This is a genomic window from Novosphingobium sp. (assembly GCF_965228995.1).
Lineage (GTDB): Bacteria > Pseudomonadota > Alphaproteobacteria > Sphingomonadales > Sphingomonadaceae > Novosphingobium.
Genome location: NZ_OZ245852.1, coordinates 415,951 through 439,829 on the forward strand (window position 1 = coordinate 415,951; position 23,879 = coordinate 439,829).

Sequence of the window (23,879 nt, forward strand, 5' to 3'; positions counted from 1 at the left end):
GAACGAGGGGGGCAGCAAGTTTGGTTAACGGCGCGGAAACCACTCTCGCCCAGCGGATCAAGGAGGAAGCCGCGCGGCTGGGTTTCGCGGCCTGCGGAATTGCGCCTGCCGCCGATGACCCCGTGCGCGCAGGACGGCTCGAAGAGTGGCTGGCGGCGGGCAACCACGGCTCGATGGAGTGGATGGAAACCCGCCTCGAGCACCGGCGCGGCCCGCAATCGCTGTGGCCCGCAGCGCAAAGCGTGATCGCGCTGGGCACGAGCTATGCTCCGGCCGCCGATCCGCTGGCATTGGCCGAGGCAAGGGACCGCGCGCGCATATCGGTTTATGCGCAAGGGGCGGACTATCACGATGTGGTGAAGCGCGCGCTGAAAGCGCTTGCGCGCTGGCTGGTGGCTGAAGTGCCGGGGGCCGAGGTCAAGGTCTTCGTCGATACCGCGCCGGTCATGGAAAAGCCCCTGGGCGAGGCGGCGGGGATTGGCTGGCAAGGCAAGCACACCAATCTTGTCAGCCGCAGCCACGGTTCTTGGCTGTTCCTTGGCGCGATCTACACCACGCTGGTGCTGGAGCCCGATGCGCCGCATGCGGACCGCTGCGGCAGCTGCACCGCCTGCCAGCGCGCCTGCCCAACCGATGCCTTCCCCGCGCCTTACCGGCTCGATGCGCGGCGCTGCATTTCCTACCTCACGATCGAGCACAAGGGGCCGATTCCGCACGAGTTCCGCGCAGCACTCGGCAACCGCATCTATGGCTGCGACGATTGCCTTGCGGTCTGTCCGTGGAACAGCTTTGCCAGCACGGCAGCGACCAACAAGGCCTTCCTGCCCCGCGCCGAACTGGCCGCGCCGCGCCTCGCCGAACTGCTCGCGCTGGATGACGCAGCCTTCCGTGCGCTCTTCGCCGGATCGCCGATCAAGCGGATCGGGCGCGACAGGTTCGTGCGCAATTGCCTCTACGCGGCGGGCAACAGCGGCGATGCGGCGCTGATGCGCGCGGTGCAGCGCTTGCTGGGTGATCCCGATCCCGCGGTGGCCGATGCCGCCAGCTGGGCACTGGACCGCTTAGTGGAAGCTATACCAGTTCCTTGAGCGGCGTGCCCGCGTCCGCCAGCCGCTCGGGCGCGATCACCGCGCCGGATTCGACCAGTTTGCGGCCCTGGACATAGTCCTTGATCATGTTGACGCAATCGAGCGCGACGACTTTGCCCGCCTTCAGATAGATCACCGAAAAGCTGCGCGTGGCCGGACTACCGCGCGTGACGACAGCATCGTGCCCGGTGGAAAGCCCGACGGTCTGGAGCTTGAGATCATACTGGTTCGACCAGAACCACGGCACCGCGTGGTAGGTGGCCTCCACCCCGCAGATCGTCTTGGCCGCAACGGTGGCCATGTCGTTGGCGTTCTGCACCGATTCGAGGCGGATCACCGCGCCATCCGCAAAGGCATTGGCGTGTGCCGCGCAGTCCCCGATCGCATAGATATCAGGGAGCGAGGTGCGGCACTGCGCATCGACAGTGACGCCATTCGTCCCTTCCGCGCCCGCAGCGCGCAGCGGCTCCACGCAAGGGATGATGCCGATGCCCACGATCACCAGATCGGCGGGCAGGATTGACCCATCGGCGAGCTTTACGCCGGTCACCTTGCCCGCTTCGCCCACCAGGCAATCGACCAGGACGCCGGTGCGCAAGTCCACGCCGTGCGCGCGGTGATCGGCTTCGTAGAACGCGGAAAGCGCTTCGCCCGCCACGCGCGCCAGCACGCGCGGCAGCGCTTCGAGCAGCGTCACATGGCAATCGAGCTTGGTCAGTACCGCAGCGGCTTCGAGCCCGATATAGCCGCCGCCGATCACGACTGCGCGGCGCGCGCCTGCATCGAGCTCACCCATCAGCCGGTCGACATCCTCTCGCGTGCGGACGGCATGGACGCCCGCGAGATCGGCCCCGGCGCATGACAGCTTGCGCGGATCGCCGCCCGCGGCCCAGATGAGGTGGCCATAGCCCAGCTTGCGGCCATCGCCGAGCGTTGCGACATGCGCCGCCGCATCGAGCGCGGTCACCTCGGTTGAGAGCAGCATGGTGACGGCCTTGTCCGCCCAGAACGCCTCTGGGCGGATCATGATGCGATCAAACGTCTTGTCGCGCGCAAGGTATTCCTTGGACAGCGGCGGCCGCTCGTAAGGCAGCTCGGGCTCGCGACCCACGACCAGGATCGTGCCGGCAAAGCCGTTCTGCCGCAGCGCGATTCCCGCCTGCGCACCGCCATGGCCTGCGCCGACAATCACCACATCAGCTGCCAGATCCGTCTCGCTCATGCCCGCACTCCTTTTCGTGCGCGCGGATTTGGCGAAAAGTCGCGGTACGTCAACTGTTCGAACGCAGATTGTCCGCCCTGGCCCAGCGGACTACCGGGCCAGCAAGGTCCGCGCCTGGCTTGCAAGCTGCGCCAGCATGGCCGGCGCACCCCCCGTCGTCGCCTGCGCCCGGCCGGTCAGCGCACGGAAATTACGCACCGGAGCGGCGTGCGCTTCCAGCCACTGGGCCACCGCCGCCCCCGGATCTTGCCCGGCGGCGCGGGCGAGGAAATCGAGGCGCATCTGCTGGAAATCGCGCGCAAGGCCCGCGACGAGCAGGCGCTCCCACGGATCGGAGGGGTTCATCCGGCTGGCTGCCTGCTGCGCCCAATCGAGCCCCAGCGCCGCACCGAGCGCGGAGAAGGCCGCCGTCAGCGCCGCCGGATCGATCCCGCGCGCAGCGGCAAGGTGGGCAAGACCGATGGCGCCGTCCATATCGACGAGATGTGCAATGCGCTGCGCCACGGATGGCGGCGCGCCGGCATCGGTCAGTTCGGTAAGCAGGCGGCGTGCCTGCACTGCGGCTTCACCCTGCAGCAGTTCGCCGGTGGAGACCGCCAGCTGCGAGACGCCAGGGGTCAGCTCGGCGATCAGCTTGCCCGGTTCGAGCGAGCCGCGCCCGGCCCGCAGGACGTCGGCGATATGGCCGCGCAGCACTTCAGCAACGCGGGCGTAGAGCGAGAGCCGCGCCTGTTCGGCCATGCCATCGCCATCGGGTCCATCGAGCAGGGCCCAGATGCCCTTGAGATCAAGCAGCTGCGCCGCCACCACGAAGGCCGCCGCCACTTGCGCAAGGCTGCAGCCCTCTTCCTCGACCAGCTCGAAGGGATGGACGGGCCCGAGATCGTTGACGATCCGGTTGGCGAGCTTGGTCGCGATCAGTTCGCGGCGCAGGCGGTGATGGCGGATATCCTCGGCGAAGGTTTCCCGCATTTGCGGTGGGAACGCGGCGAAGAGATCAGCTTCCAGCACCGGATCATCGACCACCGGGCTTTCCTCGAGCGCGCGCTGGAGTACCAGCTTGGCGCTCGAAAGCAGCACGGCGAGTTCGGGCCGGGTGAAGCCGTGACCACCCGCCGCGCGGCGCAGCATGTCTTCGCTACTGGCGAGGCCTTCGGTCTTGCGATCAAGATCGCCGCCTTCCTCCAGCACATCGACCAGCCGCGCATAAGCCGGCGCCGCGCCCGGACCGCCCCGTTCGGCGATGGACAGCGCGAGGGCCTGCAGGCGGTTGTCCTCCAGCACGAGATGCGCGACATCGTCGGTCATCGCGGTGAGCAAGGCGACACGCCCCGGCTCGTCCAGTCGTCCGGCGCGCTTGGCCGAGGCGAGCGCGATCTTGATGTTGACCTCGTTGTCCGAGCAATCGACGCCCGCCGAATTGTCGATGAAATCGGTGTTGATCCGCCCGCCGCGCCCGCGCGCGCCGATCAGCGCATATTCGATGCGCCCGGCCTGCGTGGTGCCGAGATTGGCGCCTTCGCCGATCACCCGCGCACGCACTTCCGCGCCGTTGATGCGCAAAGCATCGTTGGCAGGATCGCCCACCGCGACGTTGTTTTCGGTGGACGCCTTCACGTAAGTGCCGATGCCGCCAAACCAGAGGAGATCGACCGGCGCCTTGAGGATCGCGGTGATCAGCGCTTCGGGATCAAGCTCTGCCGCCCCGATGCCGAGCAGCGCGCGCACTTCGTCCGTCAGCGGGATCTGCTTCATCGCGCGCGGGAAAACCCCCCCGCCGTTGGAGATCAGCGACTTGTCGTAATCGTCCCAGCTTGAGCGAGGCAGCGCGAACATGCGCGACCGCTCGGCCCAGCTTGCCGCCGGATCGGGATCGGGATCGAGGAAGATATGGCGGTGATCGAAGGCCGCGACGACCTTCAATGCCTTCGACAGCAGCATGCCATTGCCGAACACGTCGCCCGACATATCGCCGCAGCCTGCGACGGTGATCGGCTGCGTCTGCACATCGACGCCCAGTTCGCGGAAGTGGCGCTGCACCGAGAGCCACGCGCCGCGCGCGGTGATGCCCATGGCCTTGTGGTCATAGCCCTTTGAGCCGCCGCTCGCGAAAGCATCGTCGAGCCAGAAGCCTTCGGCCTCGGCAATGGCATTGGCAATGTCGGAAAAGGTGGCGGTGCCCTTGTCTGCGGCGACAACGAAATAGGGGTCATCGCCGTCGCGGATAATCACGCCTGCCGGATGCACCACTTCGCCGCCGACGATGTTGTCCGTCACTGAAAGCAGCGTGCGAATGAACGCTTCATAGCTCGCGCGGCCTTCGGCGAGCCACGCCTCGCGCGCGCGGACAGGATCGGGGAGCTGCTTGGGATAGAAGCCGCCTTTCGCGCCCGTCGGCACGATCACCGCGTTCTTCACCCGCTGCGCCTTCATCAGGCCGAGCACTTCGGTGCGGAAATCGTCACGCCGGTCAGACCAGCGCAGGCCGCCGCGCGCGACAGGCCCGGCGCGCAAATGAATGCCCTCGACGCGGGGGCTGTAGACGAAGATCTCGCGCCACGGCACGGGACGCGGCAGGCCCGGGACCAGCGCGGAATCGATCTTGAACGCGAGCGCTTCGGCGGCTGCCGGACTGAACGCATTGGTGCGCAGGATCGCCTCGGCCAGCGCGCGGAACTGGCGCAGCAGGCGGTCGTCGTTGATCGCGGCCACACCGGCAAGGCCTGTGCGGATTTGCTCTGCAAAGCGCGTTTCAGCTTCGGCGCGGTCCTCCGCGAAGGCCGGATCGTGGCGGGCGAGGAACAGGCCGATAAGGCCGCGCGTCACCGTAGGCGCGCTGCGCAGCGCCTCGACCGCAGTGGCGATCGAGAACGTCATCCCGGCCTGGCGCAAATAGCGATACCATGCGCGCATCCAGTTCGCGCCGCGCGCGGTGAGCCCGGCCGTCACGATGAGGCGGTTGAACAGGTCGTCCTCCGCCCCGCCGTTGAGCACAGCTGCGAGCGATTCCTCGATTGTCTCGCCGCGCGCGAGCAGCGCCTCGCCCTCGATCCCTTCGGGCAGCGCGACAAGGAAATCATGGATGAAGCCCAGCCGCCCCTTGTCGAGCGCGGTCGGCGCTTCCTCAAGTACACGGAAGCCGAAGTTTTCCAGCACCGGCACCGCATCCGACAGGACGATGGCGCCTTCGCGCTGGTAGAGCTTGAGGCGCAGGCCTTCCTCGCCGGGCAAGCGGTGGAGCCGCACCGCGCGGCGCGGCGCATCGGTCTGCGTCAATGCGCGCAGCACGCGAATGTCGCCCGCCGCTTCCGCCGGGCCATAGGCGCTGCGGTAGCCGATGGGGAAGGCATCGGCATAGCGCGCGGCAATTGCAGCGGCGCGCGCGGGGTCTTCGCCCTTGGCAAGTTCGGCTTCCACCGCCGCGCCCCAGCCGCGCACCATGGCTTGCAGCGCGGCATCGAGCGCCGCCTCATCGGGCACAGCGGCGCCATCGCGGATATCGATCACGAAGCGCATGAGCGCGAGGGTGCTGCCCTCGACCGACAGGCTCCAATCGAGGATCGGCGCATCGGTGGATTGCTCCAGCATGGCCTGGACGCGGTGGCGCAACTCGGTCGACTGCACGTCGCGCGGCAGCCAGACGAACGCGAACAAGTGGCGCGCGAGCGGCGCGGCAACCAGCGCGAGGCGCGGCCGGGGCCGGTCGATCAGGCTCATCATCGTCGTGGCGACGCGTTCGAGATCGGCTTCGTCAAAGCTGATGAGGAGATCGTGCGGCAACGCGGTCAGCGCATGCGTCAGCGCCTTGCCGGCGTGGCCGTTGGGGGCGAAACCGAACTTCAGCGTCAGCGCTTCGAGTTGGCTGCGCATGCGCGGGATCCGGTCCGGTGTGGCGGCCAGCGCGGCACTGGTCCACACGCCTGCGTGGACCGAAAGCGAGACGACCCTGCCGCCTTCCATCACCGGCACGATGAACAGATCGAGCGGTACGCGCCGGTGCACCCGCGCGATGCGGTTGGCCTTGACGATCAGCGGTGCCCGCGGAGCTTCTGAACCGCGCTCGCCCAGCCGGTCGAACCACGTGAAGGCGCGGTCGTAGCTCGCCCTCGCGAGCAGCGGCACATCGCTGGCGCGGCAGATGCCGAGCGCCTCGCCCGCCGTGCCGTCACGGTGCTGCACCACGTGGCCGAGCTGGGTGAGCATTCCGTCCGCCAGCCAGCGCAGCAGCGCGGCGCCTTCCTGATCGGGGAGCGTGCGCGCATCTTCCTGCATCGCGGCCTGCATACGCGGCCAATCGGCGACAGCAGCGTGGACGTCCGACAAGGTGGCCTTGAGCGCGGCGAGCAGTTCGCGGCGTTCGCGTGCATCGACGCGCTCGGTCTCGAGATAGACCATCGATTCGCGCCGCTCGCCCACGGCATCGCCTTCGGGCAGGCCAAGGAGATTGCCTTCGGGATCGCGCCGCACCGCAACCACGGGGTGAACGAGCCGGTCAATCGCCAGCCCCTGCGCCGAAATCGCAGCCGCGATCGAATCGACAAGGAAGGGCATGTCATCATTGATGACCGCGATGCGCAGATAGCGCGCCCCGCCAGCTGCTCCCGCTTGCCCGCCAATGCTTTCGATGGCGATGGCGGGTTCGGAACCGGTGCGCTTGCCAGCGGCCGTCAGCGTGAAGCGCGCCGCGCCGGCCAGCCGCTCCGCCTCGAACTCGGCCGCTTCTGCAGGCAGCAGCGAGGCCGCAAAGCGTGTAGCAAGCGCCTGCGACAGAATCGCATCGGCGCCGGTGTCGGCGGTCTTCGTAGCCATGGTCGCTCCTGCATCCCGGCACTGTCACTCCGCCCGGGAGCAATCCGGGGGAGGCGCACCATCTTGTCGTTATGAGCGCGTAATTTTATGTCACGCTCATGAACTAATCATGCGAAGCCTACTCCGGCATCGGCGCAGAGGCAAGCGGGACGAAGCTTAACGTTCAGGCCGGATAGGCCATCATGCCGCGATAGCCACGTCCGCCTTCAGGGCCTCCATCGTCAGGGCAAGACTGCGGTGGCGCAGCGCCGGATCGAAGGTGGAGCCCGAGACGATCAGCTCGTCAGCACCCGTCCGCGCCTGAAATGCCGCGATCCGCTCGCGCACCGTCTTCACGCTACCGATCGCGCTCACCTGCCGCATATGATCAAGCATGCCGAGCGAGGCCGGTTGCAGGCTTTCACGGTAACCCGGCACTGGCGGCGGCAGCTTGCCCGGCGAACCGGTGCGCAGCCGAACGAAGGACTGGTCCATCGAGGAGGCCAGCAGCACCGCTTCATCGTCGGTATCGGCGGCAATCACGTTGATCGCAGCCATCACATATGGTGCGGCGAGCCGCTCCGAAGGCTGGAAGCGCTCCCGGTAGAGCTTCAGCGCCGCATCGAGATGATCGGGCGCGAAGTGCGAAGCAAAGGCATAGGGCAGCCCCAGCATGCCTGCGAGCTGTGCGCCGAACAGGCTGGAGCCGAGGATCCACATCTCCGGATTGGCGCCAAGCCCCGGCGTCGCCTGCAGCGGCAGGCGCGGATCGCCCGCGAAGTGCAGCTGAATTTCGACCACGTCGTTGGGGAAGCTTTCCGCCGCCTGATGAATGTCCTTGTGGAGCGCGCGCAGGATGCGCTGGTCCGCACCCGGCGCGCGGCCGAGCCCGAGGTCGATCCGCCCCGGAAACAGCGCATCGAGCGCGCCGAACTGCTCGGCGATCACCAGCGGGTTGTGGTTGGGCAGCATGATCCCGCCTGCGCCCAGGCGGATCCGGCTGGTGGCATTGCCGATATGCGCGAGCACGACCGAGACCGCTGCTCCTGCAATGCCTTCCATGCCGTGATGCTCGGCCACCCAGAAGCGGTTGTAGCCCAGTTCTTCCGCCGTGCGGGCCAGCGCAGCCGCCTCGGCCAGCGCTTCGCCCACCGTGCCGCCTTCGCGCACAGGCACGAGATCGAGGACGGACAGCTTGAGGTTAGCCAGACTCATCGTGAAGTCTCCGGTGGAGCGGCAGGGGCAGGAGATGCTGCCGGTGCTGGTGCCGAAGATGATGTAGGTGCTGGTCCAAGCTGGTCAAGGTAGCCCTTGGCGGTGGCTGCCTCGGGGCTGTCCGGCGCCAGCGCGACGACCGAGTCCCACGATTTGCGCGCAGCATCCTCGCGGCCCGAGAGCATGGCGATCACGCCGGCTTCGAGCCCGATCGGCGCGCCGAGCGGATCGCCATGCGCGGCAAGGCTGGCGGCAACTTCGATATCGCGCTGCGCCCGGTCGAGATCCTTGCCGCGCCGCGCGAGCGTGGCGGAAAGCAGCCAGCCTTCAGGATCGTTCGGCGCCAGGCGGTGCGCTTCTTCCAGCGCGCCGCTTGCTTCGGGCAGGCGGTTTTGTGCGACGAGCGCGCGCGAGCGGTCGATCTGCACTGCGCCGCGGCTGGCGTTCTCCTCGGCAGTGGGCGCCTTTGATGGCGGATCGGCAAGCGCCTTGTCGAACCAGGCGAGCGCGTCATCAGCCTTGCCGCCGGCGAGCGCCGCGTTCCCCGCCATCGCCTGCAGCGCGGCGCGCGCGGCAATGTCGGTCGCGGAAACTTGCGCCGCGCTTTCGGCAAAGGCGGTCTCCGCTGCGGCATAATCGCCGCTATCGGCCAGCAATTGCCCCAGGCACTGCGCCGCCGCGCCGCGTTCCGGATTGGCGGGGGAAGCGGGCGTTTCGGAAAGCCACGTGCGGGCCGCCGTGATCGCCGCAGACGGGTTCTCCCGCCCGGCGGCAAGGCACCTGGCGTAGCGCGAAGTGGCAGGGCGCGCCGGTGCGGCAGCCGGGTTCGCGCTTTGGGTTGCGGGCTGGATCGCCCCCGGCGCGGGCGGCGGCACTTCCGTCTCGTGCTTGCGGCGCGGGATCGGCAGCGGCGAGGCTTCGAACGGGTGCGGGTTGGGGCCGATCTGATGCCAGACATCGGCCATCAGCGGGGCCTGGGCGGCAATCAGGGCAGGGAGCAGGATTAGCATCAGAGATCCTTCAAGCCTCGCTCAGCGCGTCCAGCTGGCCAAGCAGCACGGCAATATCGGCCGGGCGCGAGAGGCGGTGGTCCCCGTCCTTGATCAGGTGGACCTGCACATCGGCTGAACGCAGCGCCGCCGCGAGCCTGATCGAAATGTCCCACGGCACATCGCGGTCGGCCTGCCCGTGGATCAGCCGCACCGGGCCATCGAAGGCCACCCCGCGCGCGAGCAGCAGGCATTCCATCCCCGCCGCCCAGAACTTTGCGTAAGTCGGCGTCGGCTCAGGGCCATAGGGATTGTCTTCGTAGACCGTCTCACCGCGCGCAAACACGGCCTTCTGCGCCGTATCGAAGCCCCACTCGGTGAAATCGGGCGCGGGCGCGAGGCCGACGAGCGCTGCCACACGGCCACCCAGCGCCTCGGCCAGCAGCAGCATCAGCCAGCCGCCCATGCTCGAACCCACCAGGATCACGCGTTCGATCCCGAGCATATCGAGCAACGCGATCACTTCTTCGCGCCACAGCGGGAGCGACTTTTCGGCAAATGCGCCTTCGCTTTGCCCGAGGCCGGTATAGTCAAGCAGCAGGCAGGCCCGCCCTCGTGCCTCGGCGTACCTCAGCACCGCCTGCGCCTTGCCCCCGCTCATATCGGACATGTAGCCGGGCAGAAACACGATGACAGGGCCCGGCTCAGACTTGGGTCCCGGCAGGAAACGGTAGGCCATGCGTTCGCCCGAAGGCAGCGTGAAGTGCTGGATCATGCCGCCCTTGTGCCACCGCGCGCGCTCCGGTCAAACGGTCACAATCGCTTCTGCCGAAAGCGCGCCGGTTTCTGCCCCCTTCCGGCGGAGGCCGGTTTCTGTCAAAGCGCCCCTGATTATCAGCGAGAGCGTCCATGTCCGAAATGTTCAAGATCACCCTGCCCGACGGTTCCGTGCGTGAAGTCGCGCCCGGCACCACTCCGGCGGACATTGCCGCCGCGATCGGCCCGGGCCTTGCCAAGGCCGCAATCGGCGCGCGCGTGGACGGTGAGCTGTTCGACATCACGCGGCCCTTCGAGGGCGATGCCGCGCTCGCGCTCGTCACCACGCGGGATGAAGCCGATGCGCTCGAGCTTGTCCGCCACGATTATGCCCACGTGCTGGCCGAGGCGGTGCAGGCGCTGTTTCCCGGCACGCAGATCACCTTCGGCCCGAGCACGGACGACGGCTTTTACTACGACTTCGCGCCGAAAGACCGCGCCTTCACCGAGGACGACCTGCCGGCCATCGAGGAAGCGATGCGCAAGATCATCGCGGCGGACAAACCGCTCCGCCGCGAGGTCTGGAGCCGTGAGCAGCTGATCAGCCGCTGGAAGCAGCAGGGCGAAAGCTTCAAGGCCGAATGGGCTGCCGAACTTCCCGAGAACGAGGAGCTGACGGTCTACTGGTCGGGCGATGATTGGCTCGACATGTGCCGGGGCCCCCACCTCGCCTCCACCGGCAAGCTCGATCCTGCCGCGTTCAAGCTGACGCGCGTTTCGGGCGCCTACTGGCGCGGTGACCAGGCGAACGCCATGCTCAGCCGCATCTATGGCACTGGCTGGCTCAACAAGAAGCAGCTTGATGCGCACCTTACGCGTCTGGAAGAAGCGGCCAAGCGCGATCACCGCAAGCTTGGTCAGGAGATGGACTTGTTCCACCTCCAGGCCGAGGCACATGGCTCGGTGTTCTGGCACCCCAAGGGCTACCGCATCTGGCGCGAGCTTGAGGCCTATATGCGCCGCGCCATCGATGGTGCGGGCTACCGCGAGGTCAAGACCCCGCAGGTGATGGACGCGCGCCAATGGGAGCAGTCCGGCCACTGGGGCAAGTACCGCGAGAACATGTTCGTCATCCCCGACGAAGTGCCGAACACCGAGGACGAGGGTCCGATCGTTTCGAACGATGCCGAGTGGATGGCGCTGAAGCCGATGAACTGCCCGGCGCACGTGCTGATCTTCCGGCAGGGGCTCAAGTCGTACCGCGAGCTTCCGCTGCGGCTTTATGAAAACGGCTGCTGCCACCGCAACGAGCCGCACGGCGCGCTCCATGGCCTGATGCGCGTGCGCCAGTTCACGCAGGACGACGCGCATATCTTCTGCCGCGAGGACCAGATCGTCTCCGAAGTGCGCGCCTTCTGCGAACTGGCGGACCGGATCTACAAGGACTTCGGCTTTACCTATTCGATCAAGCTCGCGCTCCGCCCCGAAAAGCGTTTCGGCACCGAAGAGATGTGGGACAAGGCCGAGAACGAACTGCGCCATGCCGTAGTCGAAGCCGGGCTTGCCACGCCGGAATACGGCTGGGAAGAACTCCCCGGCGAAGGCGCGTTCTATGCGCCCAAGCTCGAATGGCACCTGACTGACGCAATCGGCCGCACCTGGCAAGTCGGCACGATCCAGTCTGACCGGGTGCTGCCCGAACGGCTCGACGCTGCCTATGTCGGCGAAGATGGTGAGAAGCACCGCCCGGTCATGCTCCACCGCGCGATCTTCGGCTCCTATGAACGCTTCATCGGCATCCTGATCGAACACTTCGCCGGCCGCCTGCCCGCATGGCTCGCCCCGGTGCAGGCCGTGGTCGCCACCATCGTCTCCGATGCCGACGACTATGCCCTCGAAGCCACCGCCGCGCTGCGCGCCGCCGGGATCCGCACCGAGACCGACCTGCGCAACGAGAAGATCAACTACAAGGTGCGCGAACATTCCTTGCAGAAGGTCCCCTACCTGCTGGTGATCGGCAAGCGTGAGGCGGAGGAAGGCACCGTCGCGATCCGCACGCTGGGTGAACAGCATCAGAAAGTCGTGCCGCTGGCGGAAGCCATTGCGATGCTTAAGGCCGAAGCGACCCCGCCGGACCTCAAGACCTGATCGCGTCGCTCGATCTGCCACTGCTGTCGCTCGCACTTTGCGTGCTGGCGGCGTTTGTCGCGGCCTTCGTGCGCGGTCTGGCGGGCTTCGGCATGGCGATCCTGCTCGTGCCGCTGATCGCGCTCGTCATCCGACCGGGTGAGGCGGTGGTCGTCTCCAACATGCTCGGCCTGCTGATCGGCCTCGTCGGCGCGCGCAAGGTGTGGAACGTGGGCGAGAAGAGCGCTGGAGTCATTGGCGGCCTTGCGATGGTGCTGACGCCGCTGGGCCTGCTTGCGCTCTTCGCAACACCGCCCGCGGTCGCGCGTGTCCTGATCGCGGTCGTCGCGATCGGCGCTTTCGTGATGGTCATGCTTCCGGCCAAGCCCGGCCACGCACCCGGCAAGCTCGAAACCGGGCTGACCGGTGCCGCCACCGGGCTCCTCACCGGATTTGCCGGCATGCCCGGCCCGCCAGTCGTGCCCTACTACTTGCGCCGCCCGATCCCGCGCGAAGTGGCGCGCGCTTCGATGCTCACGGTGTTCCTGCTCACGTCCGCCGCCAGCACCACGGCAGCCCTCGTGCTGCGGCTCGCCTCGTGGCGCGATGCGCTGTTCGCGCTGCTGCTGTTCGGACCGGTGCTGATCGGCAATCACCTCGGCTCGCTCGCCTTCGGGAAAGTCAGCGATACGCTGTGGCGCGGGTTTGTCGCCTTGCTGCTCGCGATGTCGGCGTTGATGGCAGTGGTCCGCCTGCTTGGCTGATCGGCCTATGGGTAACGCCAAATAAACCCTCTCCGGTCCATAGGTGTCCACCACCAGACAAGCGGACGGACTGCGCAATGACGATCAATTTCCCCGAGCTTGCTCGCCAGGCCGCTGCCGATGGCGCGATTTCTGTCGATGAGGTGCTGGCCATGCGCCGCACCGCGTGGCCCGATGGCCGGATCGACCAGACCGAAGCCGAGGCGATTCTCGCGATCAACGAAGTCGTCTCCGCCAAGGGCCCCGAATGGGTCGACTTCCTTGTCGAAGCGGTGGGCGAATACGTGCTGAATGGCACCCAGCCCAAGGGCTATGTCGCGGATGACACCGCCGATTGGCTGATCGCGCGGCTCGATCATGATGGGCGCCTCGATTCGGCCGCCGAACTCGAACTCCTCGTCCGCGTGCTCGAAAAGGCGCTCGGCACACCGGATCGCCTCAAGGACTACGCGCTCGCCCAGATCGAACGCGCAGTCCTCACCGGCGAGGGACCGACGCGTGACGGCGGCATGCTCAGCGCCGGTTCGATCACCGAAGCCGAATGCAAGCTGCTGCGCCGCGCGATCTTCGCGAGCGGCGGTGATCGCCCCGCTGCCGTGAGCCAGCGCGAAGCCGAGATGCTGTTTCGCGTCAAGGACGCGACGCTTGGGCAGCCCAACGCGCCCGAATGGCAGCGCCTTTTCGTGCAAGGCGTCGGCAATTACCTGCAGGGCTGGAGCGGCGGCCGCGCGATCACCCGCGAGCGCGCGGCCGAACTCGATGGCTTCATGAGCGATACCTCGAGCAGCTTCGGTGCCTTCTTCAGCCGCATGAGCCGGACTGGCGCGAAGGACTTGCGCTCGGCCGCGCACGACATGCTTGCCGGCGCTCCTGCGCGCGACTTTGCCGGCGAAGCCGAGGCCGAGGCGGTAGTCACATCGCCCGAGCAATCGTGGCTCGATGGCAAGATCGGTGCGGACGGCCAGACCGACCCGCTGGAAGCGGCGCTGCTGGCATTTCTTGCCGAAGGGTGAAGCAGCCCTTCATGCGAAATTAGCCATTGCCACCACAGGAAGCGTTTACCTGCGCTCCTGCATAAGCGGGCCTATCGCAAGGGGACGTCTATGCACATTCCGGCCAGAATGCTGTCGCAAGAAGACGCGGTCGACAACCGCCGCGTCCAGCGTACGCGCGCGGGCGAGAGGGCCGGAAACCGCGTCCAGCGCATCTACGATATCTCGCGCTATGGCTGCCAGATCGAGAGCAACGATCTGACCGACGGTGCCAACGGCCAGTTCCTCGAGATCGATTTCGGCAGCGTCGTCACCCGCGCGATCATCCGCTGGTCGGACCGGGCGCGGCTCGGTGTCGAGTTTGCAAGGCCGCTCGGCTCGCGCGAGGTCGATGCGTTGCTGGCGGAACCTGTGCCAATCCGTTTGCGCAGGCTCTAGGGTCAGGACCTATTAACCGCGCCTTCGAGGTTTGAGGCAAAATGGCTCAGTGCTAGGAAGGAAGCCGCAGGAATATGTCAATATTTCAAGGCTTCCTGACGAAGCAATGGGCCATTTTGGTCAAATCCCTGCGGGACGCTGGAATGGCTTCCATCTCAGACGGAAATTCACTTGGAAAGGCAACCAGCCTTCCCGGCGTGAATTTCCGCCTGATATGTTCGCAATTCCAGCGCCTCGAAGGCGCGGTTAATAGGTCCTGACCCTAACTGCGCTCTTCCCGATTTCTTTCGTCAACCCCGCGAAGGTTGCGAGGAGATGCGCCCGCTAAACTTCAAGCCGCCGGCTTGATCCCCTTCGCCGGCTTGTACTTCGCGGCATCCGTCGTGAATTCGGCATGGCCAAGGCTGCCGAGGTAGCCGCGCACTTTGCCGACCAGACGCTGGTCCGCGAGATGCCGCACCACCGGTGTTTTCGCCGCAACCCCATAAAAGCGCATCTGGCCCATCAGACCGATACCGACCGCCGCCGCGCGCATCCTGTCGATCGCGCGGATTTTCACCCCGAAGCGCGCCGCTGCCGTCTCGCTGCCGTTGCAGAAGTTCTGCATGAAATAGACTTTTGCAAACGATCGTTCGAGCCGGGCGCGCACCTGGCCTTGCGGGGTGGCGGTTTCGATCAGGTCGGCTTCCAGCGTCGCGCGCAAGAGCCCGCCGCAGGTCGCCTCGTCAAAACCGGCGCGCAGCGAGAGCGCGCGGGCATTCCACGCATCGACGATGCCTTGGGGCGTCTGCGCCAGAAGATCCTCGGGCAGACCGAGCAGGAAGCAGCGGTAGCGCGAAAGCTCGATCTGCGCGCGCTCTTCAGGGGTGAAGTCGCTGCGGCCCTCGCGCAGCACCTTGGACGAAATGAGGAAGTCCGAGATGAGGCCGGCGGGCATCTGATCCACTTGCGGTATCGGAATGCCGTAGACCTTTTGGTCCCATTTGCCGTTCGAGAGCACATTGAAGCGCACCATCGAGTGCATCAGCCGCACCATCGCCGCCGCCTTGAAGCCGGGGCCGAACCGCGCGAGCGCGCCGGGCAGCAGCGAGGTGCCGAAGAATGTCGCGGTTTCCTTGATCCGCCGCGCGGCGGTCTTGTTGGAAAGCGTGCCCGTCAGCGCCATGGGCAGCGCTGCGTACTTGTTCATGAACGTCGCGATGAAGGCCCCGCGGATCGCCCAGGGCGCGACATTGGCGAAGGACACGCGCTGAAGCCGCGCGCCTTCTTCGACCAAGCGCATATCAACCCATGCGGGCGTGGCTTCCATCGAACGGATGAAGGTGACCAGCTCAGCCGGCGCGCCCTCCACTTTGTCGAGCCCCCTGTCGCAGGCCTCAACCAGCATATCGACCAGCCGCTTGAAGCCGTATTCCGCCATCAGCGCGGCATAGGGATCGGCCACGGCATCGCCCATCAGGGTATAAGCTGAGATCCGCTCCATCAGTTCGCGGTTTTCGAGCAGCGTGGCGGCAACCTGGGGATAGGTGCGCAATTCGCTGCCCGCAATGTCGCCATCCAGCAGCAGCCGCTCGGGCTGGATGGAGAAATCGACTGCACCATACATCGCCGGATTTTCGGTGCGCTGCGCCGCGATCCGCGCGCGCAGCTCGGCGATGGGTGTGGGCACTCCGATCAGACCGTGAAGCTTTCCCCGCAGCCGCAGGAGCCCTTGGCATTGGGGTTCTCGAACACGAAGCCAGCGGTGAAATCATCCTCCTGCCAGTCCATCGTACTGCCGATCAGATAGAGCACAGAGCCTCCGTCGATGAAGAAGGTGCCGCCCGGTGTCTCGATCCGCTCGTCCATCGGATTGGCTGCTTCGACATAGTCCACCGAATAGGCAAGGCCCGAGCAGCCCCGGCGCGGGGTGGACAGCTTGACGCCGATCGCCCCTTCCGGCGCGCTTGCCATGAGCTTGGCGATCCGCGCCTCGGCCGAGGGGGTGAGGATCACTGCGGCAGGGCGCTGGCGGATGCGGGTGGGGGCTTCGGTGGTCATGGCTTCACCTATATGGGTAGCGCTCAAAGCATTCCTAGCTCAAGCTTGGCTTCATCGCTCATCTTCTGCGGGTCCCAGGCCGGATCCCACACCAGATTGACCTCGGCATCGCGCACGCCGGGCACCGCTTCGACACGCAGCTCGACTTCGGCGGGCATCGATTCGGCCACCGGACAATTCGGCGTGGTCAGCGTCATCGACACCACGACCGAACCTTCGGCGCTTACGTCCACCCCGTAGATCAGCCCCAGGTCATAGATATTGACCGGGATTTCCGGATCGAAAATCTCCTTCAGCGCGGCAACCACGCCCTCGTAGATGTCGCCCCCTGGCTCGCCCGGCGCGGCTTCGGTGGGCTTCTCCGCAAGGAAGCCCTCCAGATAGTCGCGCTTGCGCTCCAGCTTCTCGGCGGGAGATTCAACTGCCTCCTCGACGCGCGCACGGCGCGGCGGCTCGACGCCTTCGACTTCCTCGATTTCGATCCGGTTCATCCGAATATCCTTAAGGTCCGCTCGATGCCGCGCACCAGCGCCGCAACATCGCTTTCGTCACTGTAAATCCCGAAACTCGCGCGCGCCGTCGCCGGAACGCCGAGATGCTCCATCAGCGGCTGTGCGCAGTGATGCCCTGCGCGGATCGCCACGTTCTCCTCATCGAGGATCGTGCCGAGATCGTGCGGGTGCACGCCTTCGAGCGCGAAGCTGACGATCCCGGCGCTGTCCGCCGGTCCGAACAGCCGCACGGCATTGAGCCGCCCGAGTTCGGCGCGCGCCAGTGCGACAAGCCGCGCTTCATGCGCATGGATCGTAGCGAGCCCCGCCCCGGTGAGGAAATCCGCCGCCGCGCCAAAGGCAATCGCCTCGACAATGGCCGGCGTGCCCGCCTCGAAGCGCTGCGGCGCGGGCGCCCAGGTCGTCTCCGCGAATGTCACGCGGTCGATCATCGAGCCGCCGCCCTGCCATGGCGGCATGGCATCGAGCAGGTCCTTGCGGGCCCAGAGCGCGCCGATCCCGGTCGGTCCGTAGAGCTTGTGCGCGGAGAACACGTAGAAATCGCAGCCCAACGCCGCGACATCGACCGGCAGGCGCGCCGCAGCCTGGCAGCCGTCGAGCAGGATCTTCGCGCCAACGCCGTGCGCCAGTGCCACCGCGCGCGGCGCATCGAGCACCGAGCCGAGCACGTTCGACACATGCGCAAACGCCACCAGCTTGTGCGCCGAGGTGAGCATCCGCTCTGCCGCGTCGAGATCGATATGCCCGTCTGCGGTCAGCGGGCAGACGTCGATTTCGAGGCCGGTCCGCTCGCGGATCAGCTGCCAAGGCACGATGTTGGAGTGGTGCTCCAGCTGCGAGAGCAGCACGCGGTCGCCCGGCTTCAGATTGCTCACGCCCCAGGTCTGCGCCACCAGATTGATCGCTTCGGTCGCGCCGCGGGTGAAGACCACTTCATCCTCGCGCCCGCCAATCAGCGCCGCAACAGTGCGCCGCGCCGCCTCGTAAGCCAGCGTCATCTCGGCCGAGCGGGTATAGACCCCCCGGTGCACCGTCGCATAATCCGCACCCATCGCGCGCACCATGGCGTCGATCACGCTCAGGGGTTTCTGCGCGGTGGCGGCAGTATCGAGGTAGTGCCAGCGCTTGCCATCGGCATTGACGAGGCCGGGCCATTCATCGAGGCGGGCGAGAGTGTCCGTGCTCATAGCAAGCCCTCCAGCGCATCCAGCGCTGCTTCGGTCAGCGCCTCGGCATCCGGGGCTCCGACGAAGGCTTCGGCGATGAAGGCATGCAGCATCAGCTTCTTGGCCTCCGCAGGCGGCAGCCCGCGCGATTGCAGATAGAACAGGCCCTGCGGGTCCAGTTCACCGACGGCGCAGCCATGCGCGCACTTCACATCGTCGGCGTAGATTTCGAGTTCAGGCCGCGCATTGGCGGTTGCCGTGCGTTCGAGCAGCATCGCGCGGATCGATTGCTCGCCATCGGTGCCGATTGCCCCGCGCGCGACATGGACCTTGCCGAGATAGGTGCCCGTCGCCTGCCCGCCGAGCACCGAGCGGACGACCTGCCGGCTCACCGCATCAGGCTGGAGATGGCGCACCTCGGTCACGATTTCCAGCGTCTGCGCTCCGCCGCCCAGCTGCGCCGCGCCGAAGTGAAACGAGGCGCCCCGGCCCAGCACGGCGGTAACGGCGATCCGGCCATAAGCCTGACCGGCATTCAGCACGCGAAGGTCGAAGCTCGCGCCGTCTTCCAGCGTGATGAGGAGTTCGCGCGCCTCAGCCGCATCGCTGCGCGCGGTGATCGCCAGCGCATCGCTCGTACCGGCGGCAACGCGGATTTCCTGCAAGGCCAGCGGCCAAAGGGGAGCGAGTGCTGCCAGATCGGCGTAGCGATAGGCCTCGTCTCTTTTTGTAGGCAGAGGGGCGAGACTAGCCACGGGCCACCTCGCAGCGCACCATCGGGATCGCAGCTTCCGAAACCTTGGCGCCATTGCGCTCAAGCACGTGAAGCACCAGCATGCGGCTATCCGGGCTGAGCACATAATCCGCAGTCAGCGCCACGCCGAAATCGTCATCGCTCTCGCGCACCAGGATGTGCCGATCGCCCAGCGTTTCGACCACCTTGACCACGCCCCAATAGTCGCCCTCGGTGTTCATCGAGGCCGTCACGATCCGGCGCGCATACTTGTCTCCGCAGGCCCCCGAAGTGGGCGCCCATTCGCCGAGGAACGCCGCCGGCATCGCAGCTGGCGGCGCAGCCGGCGCGGCAGGCTCTGCCGCCATGGCAAGGGCGAGCAGCAGGCTCATGCCGCGACTGCCTCGTAGCCTTCGTTTTCCAGCTGATGCGCAAGCTCTGGCCCGCCCGACTTCACAATCCGCCCGCCCGCGAGCACATGGACGAAGTCCGGCTTCACGTAATCGAGCAAGCGCTGGTAATGCGTGATCAGCAGCACGGCCTTGTCGGGCTTGCGCATGATCGCATTGATGCCCTCGCCGCAAATGCGCAGCGCATCGATGTCGAGGCCGCTGTCGGTCTCGTCCAGAATCGCCAGCTTGGGCGCGAGAATGCCCATCTGCACCATCTCGGCGCGCTTCTTCTCGCCGCCCGAAAAGCCCACGTTCACCGGACGCTTGAGCATGTCCATGTCGAAGCGCAGCAGCCCCGCCTGCTCCTTGGCGAGCTTGATGAAGGCCGCACCCGAAAGCGGCTCTTCGCCATGCACCTTGCGCTGAGCATTGAGCGCCTCGCGCAGGAACTGCAGATTGGAAACGCCGGGGATCTCGACCGGATACTGGAAGCCAAGGAACAGCCCCGCCGCCGCACGCTCGTGCGGTTCGAGCGCGAGCAAGTCCTGTCCGTCGAACTCGACCGAGCCGCCGGTCACTGCATAGCCCGGACGGCCGCCCAGCGTGTAGCCGAGCGTCGATTTGCCCGCGCCGTTGGGGCCCATGATGGCGTGGATTTCGCCCGCGTTGATCGTGAGCGACAGGCCTTTGAGGATGGGCTTGTCGGCAACGGTGGCGGAGAGGTTGTTGATTATGAGCATCACTTTTTTCCAAGCTTCAGCACAGCTTGTTTTACTAACTCGCCGCGATCATTGAGGAATATGCCGGAGCCATTGTACCCGGGTCGTAGCAACTTAATGGTCGCTAGGTTTGCTGCTTGCAGGAAGTGTCCAACCTGTTGCGCCCCGGCGTAAGAAACACTGAGCTTTTCAGCTAGCCCAGTGTAGCCAGACGTTCTCGACTTGCCACACAGTTCAATGACCCGTCGCTGGATGTCTGTCATTGTTTTGGCGAAATACGCAGCATCTTCTGATGTCATCGCCTTCCTCCTCGTGGTCGAGTACGTGCTCGCCGTTCGGAATGGCTAGCGCGCATCGCATCGGAGACGTGCTGCGCTGCGGCTGCAGGATCGGCGAGCACGGCGGCGGCGGCAATGCGCTCCACCCGGTAGCCCACTTCGGTCAGGCTCTTGTCGCGCGCGGCGGTGAAGGCCGCATCGGCATCGCCATCGATCTCGACGACCAGCATCAGCTGCTTGCAGGCGAAATCGACAATCGCCGAGCCGATCACCGCCTGCCGCTTGAAGCTGTAGCCGCCGGTTTCGACGCGGGTCAGCGCATCGGCCAGCGCTTCCTGTGCATCGCTCGGATTGCGGCGCATCTCGCGCGCGCGCTCGTGCAGGACATCGAGCCGCGATTCGGAAATCGCCCAGCCGCGCCCCTTCTTCTGCAGCGTCGGCGCATCATCTCCGCCGATACGCAGCGAAAGCTTGGGCTTGGCCGGAGCTTCCTCCGCCGAAGCGAGTGCCGGCAGGGCAAAACGCTTGTGCACACGGTCCACCGGAGTGCCGTCCGCAAGCGGCACGCCCGGGGTCACGCCGTGATCGATGAACCCCTGCTTGATGTAGAACGCGAGGCCGCCCGTGTTATCGCCGCGGATCGTTGCGTTGATCGCGCTGAGGCCCAGTTCGGCCGCGCGGCTGGCCGTCGCGGCAAACAGTGCCGAGCCGATCCCGCGCTGCGTTCCGCCGATACGCGCGAAAGTGCCGATATCGCCGACGTCTTCGGGCAGGCCGGGATAGCGCCCCAGTGTCTGGAAGCCGAGCAGCGTACCGTCCTCGTCCTCCGCCACGAAGCAGCAGTGGACATTTGGGCCGGTGAGATAGGCAGCGTCCAGCGCCGCGGGCGTGAAGGGCTGCTGCAGCGCGGTCGTCCCGCCCGCCGCGATCACGGCGTTGAGCAGGTCCGCCAGCTCGGCAGCATCGTCCGCTCCCGCCTGGCGCACAGTGAGTGTCAGCGTCATTGGGAGTCCTTCCTGCCATTGCAATTGGCGAGGAAATCCGCGCGCATTTCGTCGAACAGCTGCCGCCACGACGTTTCGACGGCGCGGGCATCGTCAAGCTGCTTCTGCCGCGCATCGAGCTGGCTCAACGCGTTCGCGGTGCTCGCCTGCCCGGCGGGCGTGCCTGCGCCGGGATCACCCGTTGGCCCAGCAAGCAGCGCGGCCCGATCGCGCGCGATAGCACGCTGTTCGGCATAGGCGGCGGCAGCAAATTCCGTGCGCCGATGCGGTTCGCTGCTGATCATCTTGTGAATTTCGGAACGGCTGCAGGTCTTCACAGCTTCGAGCGCGGGTGCCGAATCGGGTATCTGCAAGCCGCTCAGCAGTAGCATGGACAGGATCATCCGACCGACCCTTCAAGACTGATGCCGAGGAGCTTCTGCGCTTCGACGGCAAACTCCATCGGCAGCTGCTGCAGCACTTCGCGGGCAAAACCGTTCACGATCAGCGCGATGGCATCTTCCTGCGCAAGGCCGCGCTGCATCGCGTAGAACAGCTGGTCGTCCGAAATCTTGCTGGTGGTCGCCTCGTGCTCGATCGTCGCCGAAGGGTTGCGCACCTCGATATAGGGCACGGTATGCGCACCGCAGTCCGCGCCCAGCAGCAAACTGTCGCACTGGGTGAAGTTGCGCACGCCCTCGGCCTGCGGAGCCACACGCACGAGGCCGCGATAGGTGTTGTTCGAATGGCCCGCGCTGATCCCCTTCGACACGATGGTCGAGCGGGTGTTCTTCCCGTTGTGGATCATCTTGGTGCCGGTATCGGCCTGCTGGTGATTGTTGGTCACCGCCACCGAATAGAACTCGCCGACCGAGCCTTCGCCGTTGAGCACGCAGCTTGGATACTTCCACGTGATCGCCGATCCCGTTTCCACCTGCGTCCAGGAAACCTTGCTCCGCGCGCCCTGGCACAGCGCGCGCTTGGTCACGAAGTTGTAGATGCCGCCCTTGCCGTCGGCATCGCCGGGATACCAGTTCTGCACGGTCGAATACTTGATCTCGGCATCGTCGAGCGCGACGAGCTCGACCACGGCAGCGTGAAGCTGGTTCTCGTCGCGCTGCGGGGCGGTGCAGCCTTCAAGATAGGAAACATAGGCCCCCTTGTCGGCGACGATCAGGGTGCGCTCGAACTGGCCGGTGTTCTCCGCGTTGATGCGGAAATAGGTGCTCAGCTCCATCGGACAGCGCACACCCTCCGGGATGTAGACGAAGGTACCGTCTGAAAAGACCGCGCAATTGAGTGCTGCGAAGTAGTTGTCCTGCATCGGCACGACGCGGCCCAGCCACTTGCGCACCAGATCGGGATATTCGCGGATCGCCTCGCTGATCGAGCGGAAGATGACGCCGGCCGCTTCAAGCTCCTTGCGGAAGGTCGTCGCCACCGAAACGCTGTCGAACACTGCATCGACCGCGACCCTGCGCGCGCCTTCGACGCCCGCGAGCACTTTCTGCTCCTCGAGCGGAATGCCGAGCTTTTCGTAGATGCGCAGGATCTCGGGATCGACTTCATCAAGGCTGCCGAGCTTGGGCTTCACCTTGGGCGCGGCCCAGTAATAGGACTCCTGATAGTCGATCGGCGGAATGCTCAGCTTGGCCCAGTCCGGCGTCGGCATCGTCAGCCAGTGGCGATAGGCCTTGAGCCGCCACTCCAGCATCCATTCCGGCTCTTCCTTCTTGGCCGAGATGTAGCGGACGGTATCCTCCGACAGCCCCTTGGGGCCATATTCCTGCTCGATGTCGGAAGACCAGCCATGCTCGTAGTCCGCCACCCGCGCCGCTGCATCGCGCGCCGCCTGATCCTTGATCTCGATACCCGTATCCTCGCTCATGCTGCCGCTCCTGCCGCTGCGGGCCGCGAAAGCTGGGTCAGCGAAACGCCGGCGAGCGCGCCGCGCAGCGCTTCATCGACCATCGGCCAATGCGGACGCACCGTGCATTCTGCCTCCAGCGTGCAATCGTGGCGGCCGTGGACGCTGCAGGGGGTGAGCGCGATCGGCCCCTCCACTGCCTCGACAATATCGGCCAGCGAAATCGCCGCCGCCGGCCGTGCCAGCTTGAGCCCGCCGCCCAGCCCGCGCGACGACTTGAGCAGCCCCGCGGCGGCCAGCTTGCTGACGAGCTTCTGCACCGTCGGCACCGGTAGGCCGGTCTCATCGGCCAGCTGCTGCGCCGAAACCCGCGCCCCGCCCGCAGCATGGCGCCCGCAATGACGCGCGGCGGCGGTCATCGTCACCACGGCATAATCGGCCATGCTTGAAAGTCGCATTGCGGCTGTTCCTGCGAAAAAAAGCGGCCCGAAATGAAATCGGACCGATCTGCTCCGGTTATCTAGGCGATGAGCCTGCACAGTGCAAGCCATGGGCCATGCCCCAAAATGCGGGCGGGCGCAGGAACCGCCCCGATCCGCGCCTGTTTCGCACTTCGCGCCAGGCACAAAAAAAGGCGACCGTGCCAGGGCACGGCCGCCATGAAGTCGAGAACTCGGATACATTGCTGCACCGAGCCCTTCGGGTCGCATGAGTCTGGTAGATCAACGGAAACCCAAAGAATTGTACGGATTCGACAAAATCGGTGGCACGCAGGCCACAGCCGAACGAATTCAAGGCTTAACCGGCGGT

22 protein-coding genes are annotated in these 23,879 nt (G+C 66.2%); 5 read left to right on the top strand and 17 right to left on the bottom strand.

Translation table 11 applies throughout. From position 1 onward, the window contains the following. Positions 1-20: 20 nt before the first annotated feature. Complete coding sequence (gene queG, locus ACO056_RS01855; protein WP_421850984.1) at positions 21-1,088, top strand: tRNA epoxyqueuosine(34) reductase QueG; 1,068 nt, start codon at positions 21-23, stop codon at positions 1,086-1,088. Here queG and ACO056_RS01860 read toward each other — a convergent pair. The 5 genes from ACO056_RS01860 to ACO056_RS01880 form a co-directional block, all read right to left on the bottom strand. Continuing rightward, a complete protein-coding gene (locus tag ACO056_RS01860; protein WP_421850987.1) occupies positions 1,072-2,310 on the bottom strand; it encodes an NAD(P)/FAD-dependent oxidoreductase in 1,239 nt (412 codons plus the stop codon). The genes queG and ACO056_RS01860 overlap by 17 nt on opposite strands. A gap of 90 nt (positions 2,311-2,400) precedes the next feature. Beyond that, positions 2,401-7,119: an NAD-glutamate dehydrogenase gene (locus tag ACO056_RS01865; RefSeq protein ID WP_421850989.1), complete on the bottom strand. Its 4,719-nt coding sequence runs from the start codon at positions 7,117-7,119 to the stop codon at positions 2,401-2,403. Positions 7,120-7,299: 180 nt separating this feature from the next. Then, complete coding sequence (locus tag ACO056_RS01870) at positions 7,300-8,313, bottom strand: LLM class flavin-dependent oxidoreductase (protein ID WP_421850992.1); 1,014 nt, start codon at positions 8,311-8,313, stop codon at positions 7,300-7,302. Beyond that, the gene (locus ACO056_RS01875; protein WP_421850996.1) at positions 8,310-9,323 is read right to left on the bottom strand and encodes a tetratricopeptide repeat protein; all 1,014 of its coding nucleotides are present in this window, start codon (positions 9,321-9,323) and stop codon (positions 8,310-8,312) included. Before ACO056_RS01875 ends, ACO056_RS01870 begins: the two co-directional genes overlap by 4 nt. A 10-nt stretch (positions 9,324-9,333) precedes the next feature. Beyond that, positions 9,334-10,077 carry an alpha/beta fold hydrolase gene (locus ACO056_RS01880; protein ID WP_421850999.1) on the bottom strand — a complete coding sequence of 248 codons (744 nt, stop codon included), beginning with the start codon at positions 10,075-10,077 and terminating at the stop codon, positions 9,334-9,336. Positions 10,078-10,211: 134 nt separating this feature from the next. On the opposite strand from ACO056_RS01880, the gene thrS reads away from it, so the two are divergent. The 4 genes from thrS to ACO056_RS01900 all read left to right on the top strand — a co-directional run bounded on the left by thrS (position 10,212) and on the right by ACO056_RS01900 (position 14,379). Then, the gene (gene thrS / locus ACO056_RS01885; RefSeq protein ID WP_421851002.1) at positions 10,212-12,206 is read left to right on the top strand and encodes a threonine--tRNA ligase; all 1,995 of its coding nucleotides are present in this window, start codon (positions 10,212-10,214) and stop codon (positions 12,204-12,206) included. Positions 12,207-12,247: 41 nt separating this feature from the next. After that, positions 12,248-12,949: a sulfite exporter TauE/SafE family protein gene (locus tag ACO056_RS01890; RefSeq protein ID WP_421851005.1), complete on the top strand. Its 702-nt coding sequence runs from the start codon at positions 12,248-12,250 to the stop codon at positions 12,947-12,949. A 77-nt stretch (positions 12,950-13,026) separates the two neighbouring features. After that, on the top strand, positions 13,027-13,962 hold the full coding sequence (locus ACO056_RS01895; protein ID WP_421851008.1) for a hypothetical protein: 936 nt from the start codon (positions 13,027-13,029) through the stop codon (positions 13,960-13,962). 90 nt (positions 13,963-14,052) lie between these two features. After that, positions 14,053-14,379 carry a PilZ domain-containing protein gene (locus ACO056_RS01900; RefSeq protein WP_421851011.1) on the top strand — a complete coding sequence of 109 codons (327 nt, stop codon included), beginning with the start codon at positions 14,053-14,055 and terminating at the stop codon, positions 14,377-14,379. A gap of 331 nt (positions 14,380-14,710) precedes the next feature. On the opposite strand, the gene ACO056_RS01905 is transcribed toward ACO056_RS01900, so the two are convergent. Genes ACO056_RS01905 through ACO056_RS01960 form a run of 12 tightly spaced genes read right to left on the bottom strand, consistent with a single transcriptional unit; the run spans position 14,711 to position 23,527 of the window. Beyond that, entirely contained in the window at positions 14,711-16,048 is a 1,338-nt protein-coding gene (locus ACO056_RS01905; RefSeq protein WP_421851014.1) for an oxygenase MpaB family protein, read from the bottom strand. 5 nt (positions 16,049-16,053) lie between these two features. Beyond that, positions 16,054-16,419, bottom strand: coding sequence for a HesB/IscA family protein (locus tag ACO056_RS01910; protein WP_421851017.1), 366 nt, complete (start codon positions 16,417-16,419; stop codon positions 16,054-16,056). A 23-nt stretch (positions 16,420-16,442) separates the two neighbouring features. Next, positions 16,443-16,910, bottom strand: coding sequence for an SUF system Fe-S cluster assembly protein (locus tag ACO056_RS01915; protein ID WP_421851020.1), 468 nt, complete (start codon positions 16,908-16,910; stop codon positions 16,443-16,445). Continuing rightward, entirely contained in the window at positions 16,907-18,118 is a 1,212-nt protein-coding gene (locus ACO056_RS01920; RefSeq protein ID WP_421851023.1) for a cysteine desulfurase, read from the bottom strand. The genes ACO056_RS01915 and ACO056_RS01920 overlap by 4 nt, the downstream gene beginning before the upstream one ends. Continuing rightward, positions 18,115-18,852 (bottom strand): SufD family Fe-S cluster assembly protein, encoded by a 738-nt coding sequence (locus ACO056_RS01925; RefSeq protein ID WP_421851026.1) that lies wholly within the window; start codon positions 18,850-18,852, stop codon positions 18,115-18,117. The genes ACO056_RS01920 and ACO056_RS01925 overlap by 4 nt, the downstream gene beginning before the upstream one ends. Continuing rightward, positions 18,845-19,222, bottom strand: a complete 378-nt coding sequence (locus ACO056_RS01930; RefSeq protein ID WP_421851029.1) for a hypothetical protein — start codon at positions 19,220-19,222, stop codon at positions 18,845-18,847. The genes ACO056_RS01925 and ACO056_RS01930 overlap by 8 nt, the downstream gene beginning before the upstream one ends. Continuing rightward, positions 19,219-19,962, bottom strand: coding sequence for a Fe-S cluster assembly ATPase SufC (gene sufC, locus ACO056_RS01935; RefSeq protein ID WP_421851032.1), 744 nt, complete (start codon positions 19,960-19,962; stop codon positions 19,219-19,221). The genes ACO056_RS01930 and sufC overlap by 4 nt, the downstream gene beginning before the upstream one ends. Then, positions 19,962-20,240 carry a hypothetical protein gene (locus ACO056_RS01940; RefSeq protein WP_421851036.1) on the bottom strand — a complete coding sequence of 93 codons (279 nt, stop codon included), beginning with the start codon at positions 20,238-20,240 and terminating at the stop codon, positions 19,962-19,964. Before ACO056_RS01940 ends, sufC begins: the two co-directional genes overlap by 1 nt. Further along, positions 20,237-21,223, bottom strand: coding sequence for a GNAT family N-acetyltransferase (locus ACO056_RS01945; RefSeq protein WP_421851039.1), 987 nt, complete (start codon positions 21,221-21,223; stop codon positions 20,237-20,239). The genes ACO056_RS01940 and ACO056_RS01945 overlap by 4 nt, the downstream gene beginning before the upstream one ends. Beyond that, positions 21,220-21,606, bottom strand: a complete 387-nt coding sequence (locus tag ACO056_RS01950) for a hypothetical protein (protein ID WP_421851042.1) — start codon at positions 21,604-21,606, stop codon at positions 21,220-21,222. Before ACO056_RS01950 ends, ACO056_RS01945 begins: the two co-directional genes overlap by 4 nt. Beyond that, positions 21,603-23,090, bottom strand: coding sequence for a Fe-S cluster assembly protein SufB (gene sufB / locus ACO056_RS01955; RefSeq protein ID WP_421851045.1), 1,488 nt, complete (start codon positions 23,088-23,090; stop codon positions 21,603-21,605). The genes ACO056_RS01950 and sufB overlap by 4 nt, the downstream gene beginning before the upstream one ends. Continuing rightward, positions 23,087-23,527, bottom strand: a complete 441-nt coding sequence (locus tag ACO056_RS01960; protein WP_421851048.1) for an SUF system Fe-S cluster assembly regulator — start codon at positions 23,525-23,527, stop codon at positions 23,087-23,089. The genes sufB and ACO056_RS01960 overlap by 4 nt, the downstream gene beginning before the upstream one ends. Between the last annotated feature and the right edge of the window lie 352 nt (positions 23,528-23,879).